21 protein-coding genes are annotated in these 20,185 nt (G+C 62.4%); 5 read left to right on the top strand and 16 right to left on the bottom strand.

The window, feature by feature from the left end:
- Nucleotides 1-129 precede the first annotated feature (129 nt).
- The 9 genes from msrQ to mrcB form a co-directional block, all read right to left on the bottom strand.
- The gene (gene msrQ / locus HU750_RS26455) at nucleotides 130-741 is read right to left on the bottom strand and encodes a protein-methionine-sulfoxide reductase heme-binding subunit MsrQ (protein WP_186683289.1); all 612 of its coding nucleotides are present in this window, start codon (nucleotides 739-741) and stop codon (nucleotides 130-132) included.
- Nucleotides 741-1,754 carry a protein-methionine-sulfoxide reductase catalytic subunit MsrP gene (gene msrP / locus HU750_RS26460; RefSeq protein ID WP_186683291.1) on the bottom strand — a complete coding sequence of 338 codons (1,014 nt, stop codon included), beginning with the start codon at nucleotides 1,752-1,754 and terminating at the stop codon, nucleotides 741-743. The genes msrQ and msrP overlap by 1 nt, the downstream gene beginning before the upstream one ends.
- A gap of 79 nt (nucleotides 1,755-1,833) precedes the next feature.
- Nucleotides 1,834-2,685: a CDP-diacylglycerol--serine O-phosphatidyltransferase gene (gene pssA / locus HU750_RS26465; protein ID WP_027594991.1), complete on the bottom strand. Its 852-nt coding sequence runs from the start codon at nucleotides 2,683-2,685 to the stop codon at nucleotides 1,834-1,836.
- A 149-nt stretch (nucleotides 2,686-2,834) separates the two neighbouring features.
- Nucleotides 2,835-3,851, bottom strand: a complete 1,017-nt coding sequence (gene ilvC, locus HU750_RS26470; protein ID WP_027594992.1) for a ketol-acid reductoisomerase — start codon at nucleotides 3,849-3,851, stop codon at nucleotides 2,835-2,837.
- A 55-nt stretch (nucleotides 3,852-3,906) separates the two neighbouring features.
- A complete protein-coding gene (ilvN, locus tag HU750_RS26475; RefSeq protein ID WP_003250040.1) occupies nucleotides 3,907-4,398 on the bottom strand; it encodes an acetolactate synthase small subunit in 492 nt (163 codons plus the stop codon).
- Nucleotide 4,399: 1 nt separating this feature from the next.
- Nucleotides 4,400-6,124, bottom strand: a complete 1,725-nt coding sequence (locus HU750_RS26480) for an acetolactate synthase 3 large subunit (protein ID WP_027594993.1) — start codon at nucleotides 6,122-6,124, stop codon at nucleotides 4,400-4,402.
- A 408-nt stretch (nucleotides 6,125-6,532) separates the two neighbouring features.
- A complete protein-coding gene (locus HU750_RS26485) occupies nucleotides 6,533-6,865 on the bottom strand; it encodes a YqcC family protein (RefSeq protein WP_186683293.1) in 333 nt (110 codons plus the stop codon).
- On the bottom strand, nucleotides 6,865-7,653 hold the full coding sequence (locus tag HU750_RS26490) for a tetratricopeptide repeat protein (RefSeq protein ID WP_186683295.1): 789 nt from the start codon (nucleotides 7,651-7,653) through the stop codon (nucleotides 6,865-6,867). The genes HU750_RS26485 and HU750_RS26490 overlap by 1 nt, the downstream gene beginning before the upstream one ends.
- A 15-nt stretch (nucleotides 7,654-7,668) precedes the next feature.
- A complete protein-coding gene (gene mrcB, locus HU750_RS26495) occupies nucleotides 7,669-9,990 on the bottom strand; it encodes a penicillin-binding protein 1B (protein ID WP_027594996.1) in 2,322 nt (773 codons plus the stop codon).
- A gap of 116 nt (nucleotides 9,991-10,106) precedes the next feature.
- Here mrcB and HU750_RS26500 point away from each other — a divergent pair, with 116 nt between their 5' ends.
- Nucleotides 10,107-11,669: a bifunctional aminoglycoside phosphotransferase/ATP-binding protein gene (locus HU750_RS26500; protein WP_027594997.1), complete on the top strand. Its 1,563-nt coding sequence runs from the start codon at nucleotides 10,107-10,109 to the stop codon at nucleotides 11,667-11,669.
- Between the two features lie 336 nt (nucleotides 11,670-12,005).
- Nucleotides 12,006-12,284 (top strand): TfoX/Sxy family protein, encoded by a 279-nt coding sequence (locus HU750_RS26505; RefSeq protein WP_027594998.1) that lies wholly within the window; start codon nucleotides 12,006-12,008, stop codon nucleotides 12,282-12,284.
- Between the two features lie 213 nt (nucleotides 12,285-12,497).
- On the opposite strand, the gene HU750_RS26510 is transcribed toward HU750_RS26505, so the two are convergent.
- From HU750_RS26510 to HU750_RS26525, 4 genes are read right to left on the bottom strand one after another with little or no spacing between them, the layout of a single operon-like run.
- Nucleotides 12,498-13,385 (bottom strand): ChaN family lipoprotein, encoded by an 888-nt coding sequence (locus tag HU750_RS26510; protein ID WP_186683298.1) that lies wholly within the window; start codon nucleotides 13,383-13,385, stop codon nucleotides 12,498-12,500.
- A gap of 12 nt (nucleotides 13,386-13,397) precedes the next feature.
- Complete coding sequence (locus tag HU750_RS26515; protein WP_186683300.1) at nucleotides 13,398-14,165, bottom strand: heme ABC transporter ATP-binding protein; 768 nt, start codon at nucleotides 14,163-14,165, stop codon at nucleotides 13,398-13,400.
- A complete protein-coding gene (locus HU750_RS26520) occupies nucleotides 14,165-15,148 on the bottom strand; it encodes a FecCD family ABC transporter permease (RefSeq protein ID WP_172960433.1) in 984 nt (327 codons plus the stop codon). Before HU750_RS26520 ends, HU750_RS26515 begins: the two co-directional genes overlap by 1 nt.
- Nucleotides 15,149-15,198: 50 nt before the next feature.
- Nucleotides 15,199-16,083, bottom strand: coding sequence for a heme/hemin ABC transporter substrate-binding protein (locus HU750_RS26525; protein ID WP_186683302.1), 885 nt, complete (start codon nucleotides 16,081-16,083; stop codon nucleotides 15,199-15,201).
- Nucleotides 16,084-16,232: 149 nt separating this feature from the next.
- Between HU750_RS26525 and HU750_RS26530 the strand changes: the two genes are divergently transcribed.
- Nucleotides 16,233-16,550, top strand: a complete 318-nt coding sequence (locus tag HU750_RS26530; RefSeq protein ID WP_186683304.1) for a Rieske (2Fe-2S) protein — start codon at nucleotides 16,233-16,235, stop codon at nucleotides 16,548-16,550.
- On the opposite strand, the gene sfsA is transcribed toward HU750_RS26530, so the two are convergent.
- Both sfsA and HU750_RS26540 read right to left on the bottom strand, forming a co-directional pair.
- On the bottom strand, nucleotides 16,540-17,253 hold the full coding sequence (gene sfsA, locus HU750_RS26535) for a DNA/RNA nuclease SfsA (RefSeq protein ID WP_186683306.1): 714 nt from the start codon (nucleotides 17,251-17,253) through the stop codon (nucleotides 16,540-16,542). The genes HU750_RS26530 and sfsA overlap by 11 nt on opposite strands.
- Nucleotides 17,253-18,425 (bottom strand): pyridoxal phosphate-dependent aminotransferase, encoded by a 1,173-nt coding sequence (locus HU750_RS26540; protein WP_186683307.1) that lies wholly within the window; start codon nucleotides 18,423-18,425, stop codon nucleotides 17,253-17,255. The genes sfsA and HU750_RS26540 overlap by 1 nt, the downstream gene beginning before the upstream one ends.
- A gap of 210 nt (nucleotides 18,426-18,635) precedes the next feature.
- On the opposite strand from HU750_RS26540, the gene dksA reads away from it, so the two are divergent.
- Together dksA and gluQRS are read left to right on the top strand one after the other, a co-directional pair.
- Nucleotides 18,636-19,082: an RNA polymerase-binding protein DksA gene (gene dksA, locus HU750_RS26545; RefSeq protein ID WP_027595006.1), complete on the top strand. Its 447-nt coding sequence runs from the start codon at nucleotides 18,636-18,638 to the stop codon at nucleotides 19,080-19,082.
- A gap of 63 nt (nucleotides 19,083-19,145) precedes the next feature.
- Nucleotides 19,146-20,033, top strand: a complete 888-nt coding sequence (gluQRS, locus tag HU750_RS26550; RefSeq protein WP_027595007.1) for a tRNA glutamyl-Q(34) synthetase GluQRS — start codon at nucleotides 19,146-19,148, stop codon at nucleotides 20,031-20,033.
- A gap of 71 nt (nucleotides 20,034-20,104) precedes the next feature.
- Here the strand turns inward: gluQRS and HU750_RS26555 are convergent.
- Nucleotides 20,105-20,185, bottom strand: an 81-nt coding sequence (locus HU750_RS26555) for an IS3 family transposase (RefSeq protein WP_186679064.1), incomplete at its 5' end; no start/stop codon positions are given.

Genomic DNA, 20,185 nt, shown 5'->3' on the forward strand with positions numbered 1-20,185 from the left:
GCCCTTACAACACTGCCTGAATCGATTAACTCGTTGATACTCAAGGAGTTTCTCGTTCCAATCACGCTGGAAGTGGGGCGCATTATAAGGGGATTCGAAACCCCGTCAACCCTTTATTTCAACAATGTTTCAAACCACCCTCCCCCGCTTGCTGATCACCCGAGGAACACGCCGTGCGACTGCAGGAATACGCAGCGCCATCAACACGGCACCAATGCCGGCATAGATAGCCCACTCACGCAGGTCCGAGCGCACGATCCACAGGAAATGCAGCAGCCCCAAGCCGAGAATCACATACACCAGCTTATGCAGCTTCTTCCACCGCGCACCCAGCCGGCGCTGGCTATACCGGTTGGAGGTTACCGCCAGCGCCAACAACCCGAGGAAGCCAAGCACCCCCACAATAATGTAGGGCCGCTTGCGCAGCTCGACAGCAAACTGCCCCCAGTCCAGCCCTAGAATGAAGAACAGGTAACAGAGGATGTGCAGCACGATGTAGGCAAAACACCACAACCCTAGCTGGCGGCGCACGACGATCCAGCCCGACCACCCTGTCAGCCGCTGCAGCGGCGTCATGCTCAAGGTCACCAGCAGGAATGTAAGCGCACCCAACCCCAGCCGGTCCATCAGGATCTTCCCTGGGTCCGGCCCCAGCAGGTTCATCGCAGCTTCATACAACCACCAGAGTGGCAGCACACACCCCACTATAAAGATGGCCAGGCGCAACCAGGGATAGCGCATCAATAGTTCTTCCGCAGGTCGAGGCCGGCATACAGCGACGCCACTTCGTCGGCGTAGCCGTTGAACATTTGCGTTGGGCGTACGTTGGGGCTGAACAGGCCACTTGGCAGGCGCCGCTCACGCGCTTGGGTCCAGCGCGGGTGATCGACCTCGGGGTTCACGTTGGCATAGAAGCCATACTCATCTGGCGCCAGCCCCTCCCAGGTTGTTTGCGGGCGCTCGGCCACCAGACTGATCCGCACGATCGACTTGATGCTCTTGAACCCGTACTTCCATGGCACCACCAAGCGCAACGGCGCGCCATTCTGGTTGGCCAGCTCGCGGCCATACATACCCACCGCCAGAATCGCCAACGGGTGCATGGCCTCATCTAAGCGCAGCCCTTCTCTATAGGGCCAGTCGATCAAGGCGAAGCCTGAGCGTTGCCCTGGCATATGCTGTGGGTCTTTCAATGTTTCGAAGCGCACGTAGCGCGCGTTGGATGTCGGCTCCACTTGCTTGAGTACTTGCGCCAGCGGGAAGCCAAGCCAGGGGATGACCATCGACCACGCCTCGACACAGCGCAGCCGGTAGATGCGCTCTTCGAGCTGATAAGGTTTAACGAAGTCTTCCAGGGCATAGCGCCCGGGTTTGCCGACCTCGCCATCGATCACTACAGACCAAGGCTCAGTCTGCAAGCTGCCGCCATTGGCAGCCGGGTCCCCCTTGTCGGGCCCGAACTCATAGAAGTTGTTGTAGTGGGTCGCGTCCTTGAAGGGCGTAATCGCCTCATCCTTGACCGTTACCGCCTGCCATTGCGTCGCCGCAAGCTTTTCACTGAACCAGGCGGGTGCAGCACCCGCCTCGACATCGGCGTAGCGGCTGGCCTCGGCGGCATGCCCCAGGCTCGGTAGCGCGCCCAGGGCAAGGCCCGCCAGCGAGCCACCGAGCACGGTGCGACGAGAAAGATAGAGACCTTCGGGCGTGATCTCCGACGCCTTGCATTCGGATGACCTGGGAAGCTTGATGAGCATGGACGGCTCCATAGCACTGGATAACGGATGTACCAGTAAGACTATGGAGCCGGAGGGTTATTCCATCATTAAATCATTGTCACGACTTGCGACGGCGAGACCGCAGCAAGAACTGGATCGGCCCCGAAGCCGCGTAGGCAAGGAAGATCAGCAGCAGGATGCGGGGCGGGTCGCTGAATACCACCGCGAACACCAGGACCACCGCCAGGATGGCCACGAACGGCACACGCCCTTTGAGGTCGAGCTCCTTGAAGCTGTTGTACTTGATGTTGCTGACCATCAACATGCCAGCCGCCGCCACCAGCAGCGCCACCAGGAACGACAGCTTGGAGCCCTGGATACCGTAGTCACTGAAGGCCCACACGGTGCCCGCAACCACACCAGCCGCCGCCGGGCTGGCCAGGCCGATGAAGTAACGCTTGTCGGCGGTGCCCACCTGGGTGTTGAAGCGCGCCAGGCGCAAGGCAGCGCCCGCCACATAGATGAAGGCAACCATCCAGCCGACCTTGCCCATGTCACCCAACGCCCAGCCAAAGGCCAGCAACGCCGGGGCAACACCAAAGGCGACCATGTCCGACAGCGAGTCGTACTCGGCCCCGAAGGCGCTTTGGGTATTGGTCATGCGAGCCACACGGCCATCCAGGCCATCGAGCACCATGGCGACGAAGATGGCGATGGCGGCAAAGGCGAAGTACTTGCTTGCCTCGCGCGGGTCGCCAGCACTCAACGCGCTCTGCGCGCTCATCGAGTTGATGATGGAGTAGAAGCCGGCGAACAGGTTGGCGGTGGTGAACAGGTTAGGAAGCAGATAGATGCCGCGATGCCGGACCTTGCGCCCTTCGGCGTCATGGCCCTCTTCAATGTGCTCATCGACAGGTAGCAGGCTTTCGGCGTCGGAGGGCTTGTTCGGCTCTTCGGGACGTTCGCTCATGTAGGGTACCTTGCAACAGGGTGGAATATGTTCGACACGGGCCTGCGAAACAGGTTCTGACGGCAGGCCACTGGTCTGCTTTATACCAGATGCCGGCTGCCTAAACGAAAAAACGCGGCCGAAGCCGCGTTTTTCATGTTGCAAGAAACTTAGTTCTTGGCTTTGTCGACGATCTTGTTCGCCGAGATCCAAGGCATCATCGAACGCAGTTGCTCGCCGATGATTTCAATGCCGTGGGCAGCGTTGTTACGACGCTTGGCGGTCATCGATGGGTAGTTGGTAGCACCTTCGGAGATGAACATCTTCGCGTACTCGCCGTCCTGGATGCGCTTCAGAGCGTTGCGCATGGCCTTGCGGGATTCTTCGTTGATGACTTCTGGGCCGGTGACGTACTCACCATACTCGGCGTTGTTGGAGATCGAGTAGTTCATGTTGGCGATACCGCCTTCGTACATGAGGTCAACGATCAACTTCAGCTCGTGCAGGCACTCGAAGTAGGCCATTTCTGGCGCGTAGCCCGCTTCAACCAGGGTTTCGAAACCGGCTTTGACCAGCTCGACGGTACCGCCGCACAGAACAGCCTGCTCGCCGAACAGGTCGGTTTCAGTCTCGTCCTTGAAGGTGGTTTCGATGATGCCGGTACGGCCGCCACCCACGCCTGCGGCGTAGGACAGCGCAACGTTTTTGGCGTTGCCCGAAGCGTCCTGGTAGATAGCGATCAGGTCAGGGATGCCGCCGCCTTTGACGAACTCGGAGCGCACGGTGTGGCCCGGGGCTTTCGGCGCGATCATGATCACGTCGAGGTCGGCACGTGGCACGACTTGGTTGTAGTGGATCGAGAAGCCGTGGGAGAAGGCCAGGGTTGCGCCTTTCTTGATGTTCGGCTCGATCTCGTTCTTGTACAGAGCGCCTTGGAACTCGTCCGGAGTCAGGATCATGACCAGGTCGGCAGCAGCGACAGCGGTAGCCACGTCGGCCACTTTCAGGCCGTGGGCTTCTGCCTTGGCAACGGTGGCCGAGCCTTTACGCAGACCGACGGTAACGTCTACACCGGAGTCTTTCAGGTTGCACGCCTGGGCGTGGCCTTGGGAACCGTAACCGATGATGGCGACTTTCTTACCCTGGATGATGGAAAGGTCGCAGTCTTTATCGTAGAAAACTTTCATGAAAATACCCCTGGTTATATCTCGGCCCCTGCGGAGCCATCGCTAATTTTTGAATTTAGATGCTGAGCACTTTGTCGCCACGGGCAATGCCGGTGACGCCACTGCGCACGGTTTCGAGAATCGATGCGGTGCCGATGGCTTGGATGAAGCTGTCCAGTTTGTCGCTGGTGCCGCTCAGTTGCACGGTGTACACACTGGCGGTCACATCGACGATCTGGCCACGGAAAATGTCCGTGGTGCGCTTGATCTCGGCCCGCTGGGCTCCGGTGGCCTTGACCTTGACCAGCATCAGTTCACGCTCGATGTGAGCACTTTCCGACAGGTCGACAAGCTTTACCACTTCGACAAGCTTGTTCAGGTTCTTGGTGATCTGTTCGATCACTTCGTCATGGCCAACGGTGGTCAGCGTCAGACGCGACAAGGTCGGGTCTTCGGTCGGCGCCACGGTCAGGCTTTCAATGTTGTAGTTACGCTGGGAGAACAGGCCAACGACGCGAGACAAGGCACCGGGTTCGTTTTCCAGCAGCAAGGAAATGATGTGCCGCATATCAGGTACGCTCCGTCTTGCTCAGCCACATGTCACGCATCGAGCCATCCTTGATCTGCATCGGATAGACGTGCTCGGTACGGTCAACCGCGATGTCGATGAACACCAGACGGTCTTTCATCGCGAATGCCTCTTCCAGCTTCGGCTTGAGGTCTTTCAGGCTGGTGATGCGGATACCCACATGACCATAGGCCTCGGCCAGCTTGATGAAGTCAGGCAGCGACTCGACATAAGAGTGCGAGTGACGGCCGTTGTACGCCATGTCCTGCCACTGGCGGACCATGCCCAGCACACCGTTGTTCAGGTTGACGATTTTCACCGGCAGGCCGTACTGCATGCAGGTGGACAGTTCCTGGATGTTCATCTGGATACTGCCTTCGCCGGTCACGCACGCCACGTCCTGGTCCGGGAAGTTGAGCTTGACGCCCATCGCCGCCGGGAAACCGAAGCCCATGGTGCCCAGGCCACCGGAGTTGATCCAGCGGTTCGGCTTGTTGAAGCGGTAGTACTGCGCCGCGAACATCTGGTGCTGGCCCACGTCGGAGGTAACAAAGGCATCGCCTTTGGTCACTTCGCACAGGGTTTCGATCACGGTCTGCGGCTTGATGACGCTGCCATCACCCTTGTTGTAAGGGAACAGGTCGCCGTCGCCACGCCATTCATCGATCTGCTTCCACCAGGCCTCTGCGGCGGCCTTGTCAGGCTGCTCGCCGATTTCCTTGAGGATGCCGAGCATCTCGGTCAAGACGCTGTCGACTGGGCCAACGATAGGCACGTCGGCCTTGATCATCTTGGAAATCGACGCCGGGTCGATGTCGATGTGGATGATCTTGGCATTCGGGCAGAACTTGGCCGGGCCGTTGACCACACGGTCATCGAAGCGCGCACCGACGGCAAAGATGACGTCAGCATTGTGCATGGCCATGTTGGCCGTGAAGCTGCCGTGCATGCCGAGCATGCCGAGGAACTGACGGTCAGTACCCGGGAAGCCACCCAGACCCATGAGGGTGTTGGTAACCGGCAGGTTCAGCGACTTGGCGATTTCGGTCAGGGCTTCGGAGCCGCCACCCAGAATCACGCCGCCGCCGGCGTAAACGATCGGGCGCTTGGCAGCCAGCAGCATCTCGGCGGCCTTGCGGATCTGGCCGGAGTGGCCACGGACCGCCGGGCTGTAGGAGCGCAGCTTGACCTTCTTCGGGTAGACGTATTCGAACTTCTCGGCCGGGTTGGTCATATCTTTTGGAATGTCGACCACGACCGGGCCAGGACGGCCGGATTGCGCCAGGTAGAAGGCTTTTTTCAGAACTTCTGGGATCTCGGTGGCGTTTTTGATCATGAAGCTGTGCTTCACGATCGGCCGCGAGATGCCAATCATGTCGGTTTCCTGGAAGGCATCGGTACCCACCATGGTGCTAGGCACCTGGCCGGACAGAATGACCATCGGAATCGAATCCATGTAGGCGGTGGCAATGCCGGTAATGGCATTGGTCGCACCCGGGCCGGAGGTTACCAGCACCACACCGGCCTTGCCGGTGGCACGGGCGTAGCCGTCCGCCATATGGGTTGCAGCCTGTTCGTGACGAACCAGGATGTGTTCGACTTCCGGTTCCTTGAACAGGGCATCGTAAACATGAAGGAGAGCACCGCCAGGGTACCCGTAGATGTGCTTAACGCCTTCGTCACGCAAGAAGCGGACGACCATCTCAGCGCCAGATAAAAGCTCCACGTTGTTCACCTCTAAAACGCCAGAATACCGTCCCTAGTGGACGGGTCTTAATAGGTTTACTGCCAAGCAGAGCATGAGCGAACGTCAGCACTGACTGAGCAAGTATTGGGAGCGCCCCAGAGTGTTGCGGGGTTTTCCCACCCAGCGCGAGGTAACGCGTTGCGGGGTGTAACAGGTCGGCGCGGGTGTGCGCCTCATGATCTGCTTAGCGGGTCTGCTTCTGGCAGTCCCTCTACAGCGGAAGTTGGATTCTTGTGATTTGGCGGCTACAAGTCAAGAAAAATTATTGCCAATTTTTCCTCAAGATGAATTCCTGCCACCACTAAAAAGGATAGCAGCAGCAGAATTAAGAAGATTTCCATAAAAAAGGGCCACAATCTGCGGCCCTTGAAGGAAAAAGAGAAGAAATCAGGCTCCAGAAGCGATCAATTGATCGAACTCTGCTAGCAGGCGCCGTAGCTCGCGACTCTGCTCCGGGCGATCGGTGAACACCGTTTCAGCCATCATCAGGATGCCCGAGGCACTGGGCAGCGGGTGGCCAAGCTCGATGATGATCTTCATGCGGGGCAGGAAGATCCATTGCAGCCACTGCTCCAGGGTCATCGTATCGACCGCGAAGGGCACGGTGCTTTCCAGCGCTTCATCGCTGGGCGGCTCATCGTCCCACCAACCTTGCACCTTCAACTCACGCTCGATCAGCAGTAGGTGGTCGGCGATGTCCAGAATGCGTTGCTCGATCATCAGGAATTCACTCGGGCCTTCTGCCGCGCCAGCGCCGCACCGGCACTGTCACCTTGTTTTTCACGGCACTGGGCAATGGTGTTCCACAGTTCGGCCTGCAGGTCGGGGCGGCCATTGGCGTAGGTCAGGGCGCGGCGAGCCAACTGCTCGGCCTGCGCTGCATCGCCCTGGGACAAGCGCACCTGCGCCAGGCGGAACAGCACCTGCGGCTCGCGCGGGGCGATACGCTGGGCACGCTCCAGGCTAGACGAGGCACCGTTGAAATCACCACTGACCTGCTGTTGCTGGGCAGTCGTCAACAGCGCCAGTACAGGCCCATCAAGCTGCTCGTCGGCCGACAGGCCGCCAGATGCGCCACCGCTGCGCGGGATGCCGGTCGGCGCACTGCTGGCTTTTGGCGTGCTGTTCATCGAGGCGATATCGAACGGCTCGTCGGCGATCGGATTCGGGTTGGTGGTGATCGGCCCGGTCGAGATCGGGCCCGGGGTAATCGGTGCGGTGCTGATCGGCGCCGCCCCATTACCGGCTGGGAACGTCTGGATGCTCGAGGCACCGGCGCCCTGCGGGATCATCACCGTCACGCCCGAATCCTCAGGCAGCGACTGCGCTTGTGAGGTGCCGCTGTTCATGCCAGCCGCCGAGCGGTTGGCCGTTACGCGTTCACTGTTGGACACGCGGGTGCTCGAATCGACCACCGGGATATTGCCACGCTGGACGCTGGAGCAACCCTGGAGCACAACCAACGCCGTCAAGGCAGGAAACAGCCACTTATTCACTTCACACCTCATCAATGCAGCTCGTGCTTAATTCATCCAGCCTTTGACCCAGTCCATGACCGATTCTGCCGGATTCTGCTCACCGCCACAGGCTGCGCCGGCGGGCGGTTCGCTTCCGCGAATATACGGCATCTGCACGGCTCCCGGACAGCTACCGTCAGAGCCTTGGCCGCTGTACGGGTCGATCCAGGCTTGCACGACGTTGTCCGGTTGCGGCATGTCCAGCGGCAGCGGGTCGGCCTTCTTCATGAAGCTGGTCCAGACCTGCAAGGCGCCAGTGGCACCGGTGAACGGCGTTTTACCGTTATCGTCGCGGCCCATCCACACCACGGCCAGCAGGTCCTGGCTAAAGCCGGAGAACCAGCTGTCGCGCGAGTCGTTACTGGTACCGGTCTTGCCGGCCAGGGTCAGCGAACGCGGCAACACGTTGTACACCGAACGGCCGGTACCTTCGCGCATCACCCGCTGCATGGCGTTCTGCACCAGGTAGATGGACCCTGGGTCGAAGGTCTGCTGGATCTGGAACGGGTAGCGCTTGAGCGGCTCACCCTCGGCCGTCAACACGCTGCGGATACCGCGCATCGGCGTGTTGAAGCCACCATTGGCAATGGTCTGGTACATGGTCGCGACCTGCATCGGCGACATGCCACCTGCCCCCAGCAGCATCGCTGGGAAGGCTGGCCAGTCGACATTCACCCCCAGCCGACCGATGGTCTTGATCACGTTGGGCACACCCACTTCCAGGCCGAGCTTGGCGGTCGACAGGTTGTAGGAGTTGGCCAGGCCTTGATACAGGTAAATGGTGCCATGCGGACGACGGTCGTAGTTTTGCGGGCGCCAGATCTGGCCGTTGGCGCCTTTGACCGAGAACGGCTCGTCCTGCACCCAGCTGGTCAGGGTGTACTTGCTCGGCTGTTCCAGCGCGGTCAGGTACACCGCCGGCTTGACCAGCGAGCCAATCGGCCGCACCGCGTCGATGGCGCGGTTGAAGCCGGCAAAGCCCGACTGGCGGCTGCCGATCAGCGCTTGCACCTCGCCGGTTTCCGGGTTGGTCACGACCATCGCCGACTCGACCTCGTCAGCGCCCTTGCGCCCGGCCAGGCGCTTGAACGTCTCGTTCATGGAGGTTTCGGCCTTCATCTGCAGGATCGGGTCGAAACTGGTGAAGATGCGCAGGCCTTCTTCGGTCAAGTCTTCGTCGCGGTAGTCTTGGCGCAGCTGGCGTTTGACCAAGTCGAGGAAGGCTGGGAAAGAGCTGTCCGCCAGGCTGCCGCGCTTGGTCACACCCAATGGCATCTTCTTCGCCGCCTCGATCACGTCCTTGCTCGCCACGCCCTGCTCGGCCAGCAGGTCGAGCACCAGGTTACGGCGGGCCAGGGCGCGGTCAGGATAACGCCGCGGGTTGTAGTAGGACGGCCCCTTGACCATGCCCACCAGCAAGGCGATCTGGTGCAGCTTGAGCTCCGACAGCGGCTGGCTGAAGAAGAACTGGCTGGCCAGGCCGAAGCCATGCACCGCGCGTTGGCCGTCCTGGCCGACGAACACCTCGTTGAGGTAGGCCTCGAGGATTTCACGCTTGTCGTAATGCAGCTCCAGCAACACGGCCATCATGGCCTCGGTCAGCTTGCGGCTGAGGCTGCGTTCGCTGGTGAGGTAGAAGTTTTTCACCAACTGCTGGGTCAGGGTACTGCCGCCTTGGCGCATGGAGCCGGCCGAGGTGTTGACCCACACGGCACGGGCGATGGACTTGGGCGACACGCCAAAGTGGCTATAGAAATCGCGGTCTTCGGTCGCGACCAGGGTCTCGAGCAGGTACGGTGGCACCTGATCGATCTTGATCAGGATCCGGTCCTCGAGGTTCTTCGGGTAGATACCGCCGATCATCAGCGGCTCCAGGCGCACCACGTCGAGCTTGCCGCCATTGGCACCGGCCAGCCCCGCCACGTAATCGCCAGAGAAGCGCACGCGGACGAACTGCGCGGGTTCCATACCCTCGTAGAACTGGAAGCCACGGGTATTGAGGTCGACGGTATTACCGTTGACCGCGGCCGCACCCGGGCCATTGGCCGCGCTTTCACGGCGATAGCCCAGGGCATCGAGTTCGGTGAGGAAGTCGTTCTTGCTCAGCTTCTGGCCGACGAACAGCTCCAGTGGCCGGGCGTATACCTTGGCCGGGATGGTCCAACGCTTGCCAGAGAACTTCTCTTGGACGACAGCATCGAGGTAAACCGCGAAGCCGGCGAGGATCACCAGGCCGACCAGGCTGAGCTTCAAAGCCCAGCCCAGCCAGGCGCGAGAGCGGCCAGTCGGGCGTTTCTGAGGGGTACGAGCGTTTCGAGTTCGAGTCATGGCGGCGGATTATACGCACTTTGTAAAGGCTGGGCAGGCGCCCTCGGCGGTATGCAGGGACGGCACCATTGACCATAATGGCGCATTCGAATTCCCTGCCCCCGGAAGGATTTCCCGTGAGCCAAGCTCTTATCACTGCGTTGCAGAACCCAGCCCTCTACCCTCACCCCGTAGATGGGTTCCAACTCATCGAGACGCATATCTCCTGGGTCCTGCTCACTGGCGAGTACGCCTACAAGGTCAAGAAACCGATGAACTTCGGCTTCCTCGACTTCACCCAGCTGGATCAGCGCGAGCATTTCTGTAACGAAGAATTGCGCCTGAACCAGCGCCTGACCGACGGCCTGTACCTCGACGTGTTGCCGATCACCGGTAGCGCCGAAGCGCCGCAAATCGGCGGTGAGGGTGTAGCAATCGAATACGCCCTGAAAATGCGCCAGTTCCCCCAGGGGCAGATGCTCAGCACCCTGCAAGCCAACGGCGAGCTCAACGCCGAGCACATCGACCAGATGGCCCGGCAGATCGCCGAATTCCATCTGCAGACCCCCAAGGTCCCGGCAGCGCAACCTTACGGCTCGCCTGAAAGCGTGATGGCCCCGGTCGAGCAGAACTTCGAGCAGATCCGCCCGTTCCTCAGCGACAAGGCCGACCTGCTGCAACTGGACAACCTCCAGGCATGGGCACGCAGCAGCTTCGAGCGCCTCAAAGGCCTGTTCGAAGCGCGCAAGGCCAACGGTTTCACCCGCGAATGCCACGGTGACATTCACCTGGGCAACGCCACCCTGATCGACGGCAAGGTGGTGATCTTCGACTGCATCGAGTTCAACGAGCCGTTCCGCATGACCGATGTCTGGGCCGATACCGGCTTCCTGGCCATGGACCTGGAAGACCGCGGCCTCAAGTGCCTGGCGCACCGCTTCGTCAGCCAGTACTTGGAGCTGACCGGCGACTACGAGGGCCTGGAAGTGCTCAACTTCTACAAGGCCTACCGCGCCCTGGTGCGCGCCAAGGTCGCCCTGTTCAGCATGCCCGCCAATGCCGATGGCGTGCAGCGCGCCACCACCCTGCGCACCTACCGCAACTATGCCAACCTGGCGGAAAGCTACAGCGCCATCCCTTCGCGTCTTCTGGCCATCACCCACGGCGTCTCGGCGGTGGGCAAGAGCCACGTGGCGATGCGCCTGGTCGAAGCCCTGGGCGCCGTGCGTGTGCGTTCGGACGTGGAGCGCAAGCGCCTGTTCGGCGAGCAGCAGGCAACGCTATCTGGGCAGCAAGATGCCGGCATCTATGACCAGGATGCCAGCGCCGCGACCTATCAGCGCCTGCACGATCTGGCCGGCACCATCCTGCGCGCCGGTTTCCCGGTGGTGCTAGATGCCACCTACCTGAAACATGCTCAACGCCAAGCGGCGGCAGAGGTCGCCAGCGCGACCGGCGTGCCGTTCCTGGTCCTCGACTGCCAAGCCCCGGAGGCGGTGATCGCCAGCTGGCTGGCGCAGCGCCAGGCGGAAAAAACCGACCCGTCGGACGCTACCCTAGAGGTGGTCAAGGCTCAGCAGGCCAGCCGTGAGCCGCTGGATGCCACAGAACTGCAGCACGCCACCCGTGTCGATACGCAGGAAAGCGCCAGCATGGACCAGGTGATCGACCAGATCCGCCAGCGCTTGCCGGGCCTGTAAGGTCAGCATTGCAGCTTATCGCCGGCAAGCCGGCTCCCACAGGAGTTCCACAGGCCTCAAGGGCAGTGGTGTCCCTGTGGGAGCAACTGTCTTGTGGTGCTTGTTCCGGCCTCATCGCTGGCAAGCCAGCTCCCACAGGTGCGGCGCTAGACTTGAAGGCTCATAGTTCGGGTGGGAGCCGGCTTGCCGGCGATAGGGCCGTAAAAGGCGGCTCCTCTCCCCAATCGTCGCACCCGATGGCAAAAGGCCGCGCATTTTCCAACCCCCGCTACACTCCTCTCTGACCTGCTCGCGATTTATCCCCCAACACCCGTTCAGCCATCGCAAGGAGGCTCGATGAACGATGAATTGCAGCATCTGAAGAATCTTGGCAAGACTTCTGCGCAGTGGTTGCATGCAGCCGGCATCCACAGCGCGTCGGATCTGCGCCGGCTCGGTGCGGTGGGTGCGTACCAAGCTGTGAAAACGCGAGGGTTCCGGGCCTCCAAAGTGCTGTTGTACGCGATTGAAGGCGCCTTGCTCGACATGCACTGGAACGATTTGCCGACCGAACGCAAGGAAGCGCTCAATCAACAGTTGGACGCGAAGAACCCTGCGCAAAAAAACGCGAAATAAACCGACGAAGGGGATTGACTCCGAAATGAGAATCGTTATGATTATCACAACTGGTCGCGAGACTGGTTGGATAACCTGAAAGCCCCTGGTTCGGACTCTCAGATTATCTCCTCATCAGGCTAATCACGGTTATTGACCCGGCTCTTTGCCGGGTCTTTTTTTGCCTGACGGTTTTGCACCGCGTGCGCGGTGACAACGCCGATACCCGTAACGTTACTTGCGCAGTTGAGCGCAGTAGTCCTGCTCCGGCATCGCCGCCGTGTACCACACATAATCGGCCATGCCCGCCTCGGCTTCCTCGCCGACCTCGGCCAACAACACGACCACGCTACGGCCCTGCGCGCCCAGGTCAGCCAAGTGCAACGGCACACCCAGGTCCTTGCGTACGTGGTATGCGCCAGCCAATAGCAGGGCTGGCTGCGGCGCCTTCAGCAACTGCCCTGCCATTTGCCGGTCGCGCTGCTGTTGAACGGAAAGCATGGCCGGCAACTGGCTTTCCGGCAGCAAGCCGCAGTGCCCGGCCCGCACCTGTTCAAGCAACGCGGCCTTGACCCTAGGCGCATTGGACTGTGCGCCCGGTAACGACGCCGGGTGCCGGTAGGCGTGGCGCATTTGCCCAGGTGAAAGGTTGGCGGCCAGCAGCGGGATGCCGTGCTGCAAGGCCTGCGTGACCAACGGGCCGTACATCTGCCAGTCCCAACCTTCTTCCCACGCTAACGCCTTGGGCACGTCTGCGGGCAACTGTGGCTGTGCTTCAAGTTTGTCGACCAGCGGCTGCTGCTCAGGCTGCAGCATCTCCATCAACAGGCTGCCCTGAGCGCGCCGGCCCTGCAGGGCCTGCAACAACCACAACTGCAGTGCGTGGTGGTCGGGGTTGTCATGCTTCTCCCCTACCAGCACACGCGGGGCAGCGGCCAGGCGCGTGACCAGTTGTTCCGGGCTGATGAGCTGCCCGCTGGCCAGGTCCTTGATTTGCCCCAACTGCGCGTGTTCGCGCCCTTCAGTACTCTGCCAGCCAGGCAATGGCGGCAGGCTGGCCTGGCATCCGCCCAGCGCCAGCACCAGGCACAGCGATAAACCGGACAGCAGTGGATGGCGCATCGGCAATGCCTCCTAGCGGGTGATGATCAGCGGGTGGCCGCGCTCCGGATGAGCCTGTACCAGCACATCGATACCGAACACCGCCTTCAATGCCCCAGGCGTGAGCACTTCGTCGGGGGAGGCCAAGGCATGGCAGCGGCCCTGCTCAAGCAACAAAATACGGTCACAGTAGCGTGCCGCCAGGTTCAGGTCATGCAGGATCACCAGCACCGCAGCGCCTCGGTCGGCAAAGCGCCGCACCGCTTGCAGGGTCGTGTGCTGATGCAGTGGGTCGAGCATCGACGTCGGCTCATCAAGCAACAGCGTAGTCCCCTGCTCACCTGGCCACAGCTGGGCCAGCACGCGCGCCAGGTGTACCCGCTGCCGCTCACCGCCCGACAGCGCCAGGTAGCTGCGCCCCTGCAGGTGCCAGGCGTCCGCTGCACGCAAGGCTGCTTCGACGATCTCGGCGTCGCGCACCTGGCCACTGCCATGCGGCATCCGCCCCATGCCCACCACTTCCTCGACCCTGAACGAGAAGCCCAGGCTGGACACTTGCGGCAACACCGCCAGGCGCCTGGCCCGCTCCTGCCCTGCCCAATCGGCCAACGGCCGGCCCTGCAAGGTCACATGCCCTTGGCCGGGCGCCAGCTCGCCACACAGCACCCCCAGCAAGCTGCTCTTGCCCGCGCCGTTGGGGCCGAGCACGCCCACCACCTGCCCCGGGGTCAATTGCAGGTGGATGTCGTGGAGTACCTCGTTGCTTCCCCGCCGCAGGTGCAGGCCCTCGACTTGCAACATCAGCTGCGCCCTCGCATCAGCAGAAACAGGAAAAACGGCGCACCGATAAACGCAGTGACAATGCCGATCGGCAGTTCGGCTGGCGCCAGCACCAGCCGGGCCGCCAGGTCGGCAAACAGCATCAGTACGCCGCCCGCCAACAGCGAGGCCGGCAACACCACACGGTGATCAGGCCCTGCCAGCAAGCGCACCAGGTGCGGCACCACCAGCCCGATGAAGCCGATCAGCCCCGCCGCCGCCACCGCCGCGCCGACACCCAGCGCGGTACAGAACACCAATTCGCGCTTGAGCCGCTCTACCTCGATACCCAGGTGCCGCGCCTCCGACTCCCCCAGCAGCAAGGCATTCAGCGCCCGGGCGCGCCGCGGCAACCACAGCGCCACGCCGGTAGCCACCATCAACAGCGGCCACAGCCGCTCGTAACTGGCACCGTTGAGGCTGCCCAGGTTCCAGAACGTCAGGGTGCGCAAGGTGGCGTCATCGGCCAGGTAGGAGAACAGCCCCACCGCCGCGCCGCCCAGCGCGGTCATGGCCACGCCGGCCAGCAGCATCGTGGCGACATTGGTCTGGCCGTCGCGCCGCCCCAGGCGATAGACCAGCGCGGTCACCCCAAGCCCGCCAATGAAGGCGCACAGTGACAGCAGATAAGGCGCCAGCACCTCCGGCATTCCGCCAAACCAACTGCCGCCGACAATAGCCACTGCAGCGCCCATTGCCGCCCCGGCGGCGACGCCTACCAGCCCTGGGTCGGCCAACGGGTTGCGGAACAGCCCCTGCATGGCCACGCCGGACAGCGCCAGCACCGCCCCCACCGCCAGCCCCAGCAAGGTGCGCGGCAGGCGAATCTGGCCGAGGATCATTTCCGCTTGCTGCAGGCCATCACCGGCGATCGGCAGCCCCAACAAGCGCAGCCCAGCGCGCAAGGTATCGAACAGCGGCAGGCTGACCGGCCCCAGGGCCAGGGACAGCCACACCGCCAACAGGCACAGCACGCTCAGGCAGATGATCAATGTGCGTGGCTGAACGCGTTGTCTCATTGAGCGAAACTGCCCTTGGCTGCCGGGTAGAAGGTGGCGGCCAACGAGCGCAGGGTCGCTGGCAGGCGTGGCCCAAGGCCGCCAACCAGCAGCGTCGGGTCGAGCGACACCAGGCGCTGTTCAAGCACGGCGCGAGAGGCCGCCAGCGCTGGGTTTTCCTTCAGCAGCGCTTGCAGCGCCTGCTCGTCGGCCAACGCACGGTCGGAGAACACCACTACATCCGGGTCCAGCGCCGCCAGTGCCTCATTGGAGAAGTTCTTGTAGCCCTGATGCTCGGCCAGGTTGTGCGCCCCGGCCTGGCGTAGCAGCCAATCACCGGCAGTGCCTTGCCCTGCGATCAGCGGCTTGGCACCGGCATGGCCCACAAGCAGCAACACCCCGGGCGCCTTCTGGCCTGCCTGGGCGTGTTTGACCTGAGCCTGCAACGCATCCAACTGCTGACGATAGCCCGCCGCCAACGCGGTGGCTTGTGGCTCGGCACCCAGCAACTGGCCCAGGTGCTTGAGGTTCTGATCGACCGCATCCAGTTCGGCCTTGCTGGAGAACAACTCTACCCGCACACCCGCCTTGCGAATCTGCGCCAACACCGGCGGCGGGCCCATTTCTTCGGTGCCCACCAACACATCTGGGCGCAGGCTGAGAATGCCTTCGGCGGACAACTGGCGCTGATAGCCGACGCTCGGCAGCGCCTTCAGCGATGCGGGGTGCTGGCTGGTGGTATCGACACCGACCAGGCGTGATTCGCCGCCCAGCGCAGTGACCCACTCGCTCAGCGCACCACCGGCGCTGACCCATCGCTGCGGCAGTTCGGCAGCCAAGGCCTGGGTGGACAGCACAAGGCCTGCGCACAGGACGATCAGGGCAGCGGGACGGCGCATCATCGGATTTCCTTCTGAAGGCGGGCCGCGCGCCTTGTGGCGGGCGGCGGAACTGCGCACCATAGACAGCCGGGCGCATAGAATGCGGGCAATTTGATAATTATTCGCATTGAAGCGTCAAGCCATCACGTGTTTCACGAGTCGTCCTTGCCATGCACTTCCTTTGTACCTCCAGCTCATTGGCCGAGGGCCACAGCCGCGCCTTCAGCGTAGACGGCGTCGACCTGTTCGGCGTGCGCCGCCAGGGCCAGGTGTACCTCTATCGCAACCGCTGCCCACACCGCAGCATCCCACTGAACTGGGCTGCAGATGCCTTTCTCGATGACAGCGCCAGCCTGATTCACTGCGCCCATCATGGCGCTTTGTTCCTGATAGAAAGCGGCGAATGCGTGGCCGGGCCGTGCGAGGGCGACAGCCTGCAGGCCCTGGGCTGCCATGAAGACAGTCAGGGCATCTGGCTCAAGGGTTGAGCAGTACAGGTAAGGGGCGGTCGATGACGATACGTTCGGCATCCAGGTAAGTGCCGTACGCCAGCACCTCCACGCCTTCAGCCACGGCGGCGCGCAAGGCCTGGGCGTAGCCCGCGTCGATTTCCTCGGCCGGGCGCACGGCGTCGACGCCGGTCAGGTTCACGCAGTACAACTGCACCGCACGCACACCTTGGCGAGCCAACGTCGCCAGCTCACGCAGGTGCTTGGCACCGCGCTGGGTAACAGCGTCGGGGAAGGCCGCGACGGCGGTTTCGGGGTAGCCCAGGGTCACGCTCTTGACTTCGACATAGGCCGGGCCGGTGTCGAACTCCAGGCGAAAATCGATGCGGCTGCCCTCTTCGCCATACGCCACTTCACGCCTGAGTGCGGTGAAACCGGCCAGCTCGCTGATAACCCCGGCACGCAGCGCCTCTTCAACCAATGCGTTGGCGCGCCCGGTGTTCACGCAGGCCAGGCGGCCCTGGGGCGTTTCACTGATCTCCCAGGTGCCTGGCAGCTTGCGCTTGGGGTCGTTGGAGCGGCTGAACCACACCTGCCCGCCTTCGCGCATGCAATTGAGCATGGACCCAGTGTTCGGGCAATGGATGGTCATTTGCTCGCCATTGGCCAGCTCGATGTCCGCCAAAAACCGTTTGTAGCGCCGCAGTAGGCGCCCCTGCTCGAGTGGAGGAAAAAACGCCATCAGCCTTGCCAGCTCCGTAGGCCGCGGGCGATACGCTGCACGGCCTGTTCCAGGCGCGGCAGGCTCTGGGTGTAGGCAAAACGCACATGATGCCCCGCCAGGTGGCGACCAAAATCCAGGCCGGGGGTAAAGGCCACGTGCTCGGTTTCGAGGAAGTGCCGGCAGAACGCAAAGGCATCGCCGCCGAAGGCGCTGATGTCGGCGTACAAGTAGAAAGCCCCCTCGGGCTCGACGGCGATGCCAAAGCCCAGCTCGCGCAGGGCTGGCAACAGGTAGTCGCGGCGACGGGCGAACTCGGCGCGTCGCTCTTCCAGAATCGCCAGGGTTTGCGGCTGGAAGCACGCCAGCGCAGCATGCTGGGCCATGCTGGGGGCGCTGATGTACAGGTTCTGTGCAAGCTTCTCCAGGTCTGCCACCGCGCCGGGCGGCGCGACCAGCCATCCCAGGCGCCAGCCGGTCATGCCGAAATACTTCGAAAAACTATTCAGGACAAACGCCCCATCGTCCACTTCCAGCACGCTGGGCGCGTCCATGCCGTAGGTCAGCCCGTGGTAAATCTCGTCCACCACCAGGTGGCCATGGCGTTCACGGGTAGCGCGCGACAGGCTGGCCAACTCGTCACGGTTCAGTACCGTCCCGGTCGGGTTGGCTGGCGAGGCGACCAGGGCCCCGACCGTGTCTTTGTCCCAATAGCGGTCAACCAGGTCGGCGGTGAGTTGGTAGTTGACCTCAGGCCCCACCGGCACCAGCTGCGCGCCGCCTTCGACCAGGCGCAGGAAGTGGCGATTGCAGGGGTAGCCCGGGTCAGCCAGCAACCAGTGCTTGCCTGGGTCTACCAACAGGCTGCTGGCCAACAACAGTGCGCCAGAACCGCCCGGCGTAATCAGAATGCGCTCAGGATCGACATTGACGCCGTACCGCTGCCCATAGAAGCCGGCGATCGCATCGCGCAGCGCCGGCAGGCCACGGGCGGCGGTATAGCGGGTGTGGCCCGCGGCCAATGCGGCCTGGCCGGCCTCGACGATCGGCGCGGCCGTGGTGAAGTCCGGTTCGCCGATTTCCAGGTGGATCACATCATGGCCGGCCGCCTGCAGCTCGTTGGCCCGCGCCAGCAACGCCATGACGTGAAAGGGTTCGATGGCGCGGCTGCGCGCACTGTAAGGGTGGGCCATGACCTTCTCTCAATTGCGTCTAAACTGGAGATTCTACCTCTGCACGCTACCGAACGTGTGGCTCGCGCCGCTGTCCATTAGCAGGATCGGGCGGGGTAGCGCACCCCCGATCTATCTGGTAAGTTCGGCGGCTCGCAGTCGCAGGGCCGGCGGGTGCCGGAGATGGAGCATCCTGCGCATTGGATCAGATGAGTGAGAGGCGGTCTATTCATGTCCACCGTAGAAAAGCAAAAAACCAGTCAGTCCATGTACGGTGTAGAGCCCTATAAAGAAAGCAAGGGCGAGGAGTACATGGGGGAGCCCATGCGCAAGCATTTCACCAAACTTCTGGGTGCCTGGAAGCTTGAGTTGATGACGAGCGTGGATCAGACCGTGACCCACATGAAGGACGAAGCGGCCAACTTCCCAGACCCGGCCGACCGTGCCAGCCAGGAAGAAGAGTTCGCCCTGGAGCTGCGTAACCGCGATCGCGAGCGCAAGCTGATCAAGAAGATCGACAAGACCCTGCAGAAGATCCAGGACGAAGAGTACGGCTGGTGTGAGTCCTGCGGCATCGAGATCGGCCTGCGTCGCCTCGAAGCCCGCCCAACCGCCGACCTGTGCTTCGACTGCAAGGAAATCGCGGAGAAAAAGGAAAAAACAGTCGGCAAAGGCTGATCCTTTTCCCACCCAAACGGGGCGCATCTTGCGCCCCGTTTCATTTTCAGACGCACGACCGCCATGAACGACTCCAGCTACATCGGGCGCTTCGCCCCTACCCCCAGCGGCTTTCTGCATTTCGGCTCGCTGGTCGCCGCCCTCGCCTCCTGGCTCGACGCCCGCGCCGTCAACGGCCGCTGGCTGCTGCGCATGGAAGACACCGACCCGCCGCGGGAAATGCCCGGGGCCCGCGACGCTATCTTGCAGACCCTGGAGCGTTACGGCCTGGAGTGGGATGGCGAGGTGGTGTTCCAGAGCCAGCGCCATGAGGCTTATGCAGCAGTGGTCGACCGCCTGTTCAACATGGGCCTGGCCTACGCCTGCACCTGCTCGCGCAAACAGCTGGAAGGGCACAACGGCATTTACCCAGGCTTGTGCCGCAACGCCGGGCATGCACGCGAGGGCGCGGCGATCCGTCTGCGGGTGCCAGAGTTGATCTACCGGTTCACCGACCGGGTCCAGGGTGAGTTCCAGCAACACCTGGGGCGCGAGGTGGGTGATTTCGTCATCCAGCGCCGTGACGGGCTGTATGCATATCAGCTGGCAGTGGTGCTGGATGATGCCTGGCAAGGTGTTACCGATATCGTGCGTGGGGCCGACCTGCTCGACAACACACCGCGCCAGCTCTACCTGCAAGAGCTGCTGGGGTTCTCACAGCCGCGTTACCTGCATATTCCGCTGATCGTGCAGCCAGATGGGCACAAGCTGGGCAAGTCGTACCGCTCGCCGCCGCTGCAGCCGGAACATGCGACGCCTTTGCTGCTGCGCGCATTGCGGGCATTGGGGCAGGAAACGGAGCCGGAGTTGCTGCTGGCAACGCCGGCTGAAGTACTGGCAGTAGCCCGCAAGCAGTGGCGGCCAGAGGCGATTGCCCGGCAGGCCTCTGTTCCAGAGGCTGATTTGCACTGACGCAGGTCCGGCCTCTTCGCGGGCAAGCCCGCTCCCACAGGTTTGGACTGCCCCCAGAAAGTTGGACAGTTTCAGCTAGCAGCCTGAGCCCTGTAATCAACAGGGCTCAGGCCGTTAAGCCTTAGCTTGATGCGGTCATGGTTGTAGTAATG

It is taken from the genome of Pseudomonas sp. SWRI50, from assembly GCF_014269095.1.
GTDB classification, from domain to species: domain Bacteria; phylum Pseudomonadota; class Gammaproteobacteria; order Pseudomonadales; family Pseudomonadaceae; genus Aquipseudomonas; species Aquipseudomonas kermanshahensis.

Bases quoted from the DNA above. Each gene is read 5' to 3' on its own strand.
- msrQ (WP_186683289.1), bottom strand. From the start codon at position 741: ATGCGCTATCCCTGGTTGCGCCTGGCCATCTTTATAGTGGGGTGTGTG.
- msrP (WP_186683291.1), bottom strand. From the start codon at position 1,754: ATGCTCATCAAGCTTCCCAGGTCATCCGAATGCAAGGCGTCGGAGATC.
- pssA (WP_027594991.1), bottom strand. From the start codon at position 2,685: ATGAGCGAACGTCCCGAAGAGCCGAACAAGCCCTCCGACGCCGAAAGC.
- ilvC (WP_027594992.1), bottom strand. From the start codon at position 3,851: ATGAAAGTTTTCTACGATAAAGACTGCGACCTTTCCATCATCCAGGGT.
- ilvN (WP_003250040.1), bottom strand. From the start codon at position 4,398: ATGCGGCACATCATTTCCTTGCTGCTGGAAAACGAACCCGGTGCCTTG.
- HU750_RS26485 (WP_186683293.1), bottom strand. From the start codon at position 6,865: ATGATCGAGCAACGCATTCTGGACATCGCCGACCACCTACTGCTGATC.
- HU750_RS26490 (WP_186683295.1), bottom strand. From the start codon at position 7,653: ATGAGGTGTGAAGTGAATAAGTGGCTGTTTCCTGCCTTGACGGCGTTG.
- mrcB (WP_027594996.1), bottom strand. From the start codon at position 9,990: ATGACTCGAACTCGAAACGCTCGTACCCCTCAGAAACGCCCGACTGGC.
- HU750_RS26505 (WP_027594998.1), top strand. From the start codon at position 12,006: ATGAACGATGAATTGCAGCATCTGAAGAATCTTGGCAAGACTTCTGCG.
- HU750_RS26510 (WP_186683298.1), bottom strand. From the start codon at position 13,385: ATGCGCCATCCACTGCTGTCCGGTTTATCGCTGTGCCTGGTGCTGGCG.
- HU750_RS26515 (WP_186683300.1), bottom strand. From the start codon at position 14,165: ATGTTGCAAGTCGAGGGCCTGCACCTGCGGCGGGGAAGCAACGAGGTA.
- HU750_RS26525 (WP_186683302.1), bottom strand. From the start codon at position 16,083: ATGATGCGCCGTCCCGCTGCCCTGATCGTCCTGTGCGCAGGCCTTGTG.
- HU750_RS26530 (WP_186683304.1), top strand. From the start codon at position 16,233: ATGCACTTCCTTTGTACCTCCAGCTCATTGGCCGAGGGCCACAGCCGC.
- sfsA (WP_186683306.1), bottom strand. From the start codon at position 17,253: ATGGCGTTTTTTCCTCCACTCGAGCAGGGGCGCCTACTGCGGCGCTAC.
- HU750_RS26540 (WP_186683307.1), bottom strand. From the start codon at position 18,425: ATGGCCCACCCTTACAGTGCGCGCAGCCGCGCCATCGAACCCTTTCAC.
- dksA (WP_027595006.1), top strand. From the start codon at position 18,636: ATGTCCACCGTAGAAAAGCAAAAAACCAGTCAGTCCATGTACGGTGTA.
- gluQRS (WP_027595007.1), top strand. From the start codon at position 19,146: ATGAACGACTCCAGCTACATCGGGCGCTTCGCCCCTACCCCCAGCGGC.